This window comes from Nocardiopsis kunsanensis DSM 44524, from assembly GCF_000340965.1.
In the GTDB taxonomy this organism is placed as follows: Bacteria; Actinomycetota; Actinomycetes; order Streptosporangiales; family Streptosporangiaceae; genus Nocardiopsis; species Nocardiopsis kunsanensis.
In genome coordinates this window covers 1-3,601 of the sequence record NZ_ANAY01000064.1, presented here as the reverse complement: position 1 = coordinate 3,601, position 3,601 = coordinate 1, and the positions used below count along the sequence as shown (strand labels likewise).

Below are 3,601 nucleotides of genomic sequence, written 5' to 3'. Positions count from 1 at the left end.
GCCGTTACGCCGACTACCTGCCCGGTGACGGTTTCACCACGTTGAACCAGATCTCCTCGGTCTCCTCCTTCGTACTGGCCGCCTCGACGCTCCTCTTCTTCTGGAACATCGTGCGCACCGCACGGCGCGCGCCCGAGGTGGACAAGGACGACCCGTGGGGGTACGGCTGCTCCCTGGAGTGGGCGACCTCGTGCCCGCCGCCGCGGCACAACTTCGAGACACTGCCGCGGATCCGGTCCGAGCGCCCCGCCTTCGACCTGCACCACCCCAACGCACGCGCGTTCGGTGGGAACTCCTGACCCGGCCAGGTGTGTTCCCAGCAGCAGGGCCGGGCAGGGCGATCCCCGAGGAGATCGACACACTGGCCACGGGGGGTTGTGATGAAGGCTGTCGTGTGGAACGGAACCAGAGACGTACGGACCGAGACGGTCCCCGACCCGGAGATCGAACAGCCCGACGACGCCGTCATCCGTGTCACGTCGTCGGGGCTGTGCGGGTCCGACCTGCACCTGTACGAGGTCCTGGGGCCCTTCATGCACCAGGGCGACATCCTGGGCCACGAACCCATGGGGATCGTGGAGGAGACCGGGACCGCTGTCACCGGCCTCGCACCGGGGGACCGGGTGGCCGTCCCCTTCCAGATCTCCTGCGGCCAGTGCCCCATGTGCGAGGTGGGACTGCAGACCCAGTGCGACAACACCCGGGTCGAGGAGCAGGGGACCGGGGCCAGACTCTTCGGCTACAGCGCTCTGTACGGTTCGGTTCCCGGCGCTCAGGCCGAGTACCTCAGGGTGCCCCGGGCCCAGGCCAACACCGTGCAGGTACCCGAGCAGGGCCCCGACGACCGGTACGTGCTGCTCTCGGACGTGTTGCCGACCGCATGGCAGGCGGTCGCCTACGCCGGTGTCCCGCAAGGCGGGACCGTGGCCGTCCTCGGTCTGGGCCCGATCGGTGACATGGCCTGCCGTATCGCCCAGCACCAGGGGGCGGGACAGGTCTTCGGGATCGACCCGGTCGCCGAACGCCGCAACCGGGCGGCCGGCTGGGGGGTTGAGGTCTACGACCCCTCCGAGGGGATGGACGAGGTCATCGGACACATCCGTGACCGCACCGACGGCCGGGGGCCCGATTCGGTCGTCGACGCCGTCGGGATGGAGGCCGCGGGACACGGTTCGGCCAAGTTCGCACAGCGGGTGGCCTCCTTCCTGCCCAAGGACACCGCGGCCCGGATGATGGAGACCGCGGGGGTGGACCGGCTCTCCGCCCTGCAGAGCGCTATCGACCTGGTCCGCCGGGGCGGGACCATCTCGCTCAGCGGTGTCTACGGGGGCATGGCCGACCCGCTGCCGATGCTCACGCTCTTCGACAAGCAGATCCAGTTGCGCATGGGGCAGGCCAACGTCCAGCACTGGGTTCCGGAGATCCTCCCCCTGCTGGACGAGGAGGACGTTCTGGGTACGGAGAGTTTCGCCAGCCACCACGTGCCCCTGGACGAGGCCGCCCACGCCTACGAGATGTTCCAGAAGAAGGAGGACAGGGCGCTGAAGGTGCTCTTCCGTCCCTGAGCGTTCCTCGAGCGCGGGGCCCTGGAACAGGGCGGCCCGGGCGCCGGGCCCGGGCCGTCACGCTGTGTGCGTGCTCCGGTCCCGGGCCCCGCTGTTTCCGGGTGCGGACGTCCCAGAGCGGATCTACAACGAAAAGGTGGGACTTGTACTAACCAACGTCGACAAGAGAGGAAAATCCCCAGCAGTGCTCGGGAGACAGGCTCAGCACTCGGGTGGGAACTCCCCGGCCGGTACCATCCCGCCCCCGTCGGGGTCGCTGGCATAGACCCCTTCCTCTGCGGCCAGGTCGCTGGTGGTGAAGACGAGTTCGGCGATCTCGTTGCCGGGTTCCTCCCCGGCTTCGACGGTCTCGGTGGACACGCCGAGCGTGTACTCGGTCCCGGGGGAGGAGGGCACGACCCGGTAGACGGCCCCGCCCTCGCCGTCGGTGATCTCCCATCTCTCACCCGGGGCCGACAGGTCCACCCCGACCTCTCCGCCGGTGAGCTCCTCGGTGGCGGTCAGGCGCCATTGGTGGTCCTCGGCGACCAGGTCGATCTGGGTGGGAGGGGAGTCCCCGCACCAGGTGATGAGGGCGGTGGGGAACTTCTGCTCTGCGGTGAAGTGGCCACTGGCCTCCAGGCCGATGTGGCCCTGGCCGGGAAGGCACGCGGTCAGGAGCAGGCTCGTGGGGACAGCGACGGCGGCGAGTCGGAACCCGGCGCGGGTTCGGTGGTGTAGGGACATGGCACAGGATTGTGCCGTGGTGTGGAGGACGGGTTTGTCGTCCGTGCTCCCGGCCGCTGTACCGGAGGGAGGGAAGGCCCAGGTCACGTGTACGTGGGCGGTTTTCCTCGCACCGGTGCGCCCGGCGTGTTGCACCCGGGGCGTGTTCATCCCCGCTGCGGTGGTCCGCTCCTGGGCGGGACGGCCGTGATCTCGCCGGAGCGGATCGCTTCACCGCAGGTGGTGCAGGTGGTGGCCAGGGTGAGTTCGTGCCGGTGCCCTTCGGAGGCGGTGTCCTGGTCAGTGTGGTGGTGCAGGTGCGCCAGGGGCTGCTCGAAGAGCCAGGTGTTGCCCCATTGGACCAGGGAGAACAGCACGGGGGCCAATTCCTGGCCCGCTTCGGTCAGGCGGTACTCCTGGCGTCCGCTGTGGCCGGCCCCGGAGTGCCGTTCCACCACCCCGGCCTGCTCCAAGGTGCGCAGCCGGGCGGTGAGCCGGTCGCGGGGTGCGCCGGTGTTGCGGGCGATGTCGGTGAAGCGGCCCACCCCGAAGAGCAGTTCCCGGACCACCAGGAGGGCCCATTTCTCGCCGACGACCTGCAGGGCGGCGGCTGCGGGACAGGGGCGGCCGGGGACCTGGGGGGAGGCGGGCAGCGGGCGCCGATCGGGCTCGGTCATCGTCTTCATGATGGCACAGAACGCCTAGTGGTTTGGAAATCAAACCCTCTTGTTAGGGTGCCTGCATGACGACTCAGAACACACAGGCCCCCGAGGCGTGGGGCGAGGCCCGAAGCAAGAACGTGACCTGGCACGACCCCCAGCTCGTGGTACGGGCCCGGGAAGGCCGCAGCGGCCTCGAGCACCTGCGTTCCTGGGCCGGGGGCGAGTTCCCTTCGGCGCCGATCTCCCAGCTCATGGGGTTCACCCTGACCGAGGCCGAGGAGGGCGGGGTCCGTTTCGAGGGGACGCCCGACGAGTCGGTGTGCAACCCCATGGGGGCCGTGCACGGCGGGATGATGTGCACCCTGCTGGACTCGGCGACGGGGTGCGCGGTCCAGACCACACTCCCGGCCGGGGTGGGTTACACCTCGGTGGAGATCAAGGTCAGTTACCTGCGCCCGGTCTTCGCGGGAACGCCGTTGTACACGCGCGGCTGGGTGAGCAAACCGGGCCGCAGGATGGCTTTCGCCGAGGGGGAGATCCGCGATGCCGCGGACAAGGTCGTGGCCACGGCCTCCTCCAGCTGCCTGGTCTTCGACCTCTAGGCCGGACACAGGTGTGGCCCGGCCCCGCGAGCGGGGCCGGGCCACGAACCCGGTCTCAGGCGCCGAC

Annotated in this window: 4 protein-coding genes and 1 pseudogene; 3 read left to right on the top strand and 2 right to left on the bottom strand. The window is 69.7% G+C overall.

Annotated elements, in window-relative coordinates; translation table 11 throughout:
• Both D456_RS24885 and D456_RS0123150 read left to right on the top strand, forming a co-directional pair.
• Window positions 1–299, top strand: a pseudogene (locus tag D456_RS24885) (cytochrome ubiquinol oxidase subunit I); the annotation flags it as partial.
• 81 nt (window positions 300–380) lie between these two features.
• Entirely contained in the window at window positions 381–1,565 is a 1,185-nt protein-coding gene (locus tag D456_RS0123150; RefSeq protein ID WP_017578559.1) for an alcohol dehydrogenase catalytic domain-containing protein, read from the top strand.
• Window positions 1,566–1,766: 201 nt separating this feature from the next.
• On the opposite strand, the gene D456_RS0123145 is transcribed toward D456_RS0123150, so the two are convergent.
• Both D456_RS0123145 and D456_RS27850 read right to left on the bottom strand, forming a co-directional pair.
• The gene (locus tag D456_RS0123145) at window positions 1,767–2,291 is read right to left on the bottom strand and encodes a hypothetical protein (protein WP_026116157.1); all 525 of its coding nucleotides are present in this window, start codon (window positions 2,289–2,291) and stop codon (window positions 1,767–1,769) included.
• A gap of 146 nt (window positions 2,292–2,437) precedes the next feature.
• Window positions 2,438–2,947: a winged helix-turn-helix transcriptional regulator gene (locus D456_RS27850; protein WP_017578557.1), complete on the bottom strand. Its 510-nt coding sequence runs from the start codon at window positions 2,945–2,947 to the stop codon at window positions 2,438–2,440.
• Window positions 2,948–3,012: 65 nt separating this feature from the next.
• Between D456_RS27850 and D456_RS0123135 the strand changes: the two genes are divergently transcribed.
• Complete coding sequence (locus D456_RS0123135) at window positions 3,013–3,534, top strand: PaaI family thioesterase (RefSeq protein WP_017578556.1); 522 nt, start codon at window positions 3,013–3,015, stop codon at window positions 3,532–3,534.
• Window positions 3,535–3,601 lie beyond the last annotated feature (67 nt).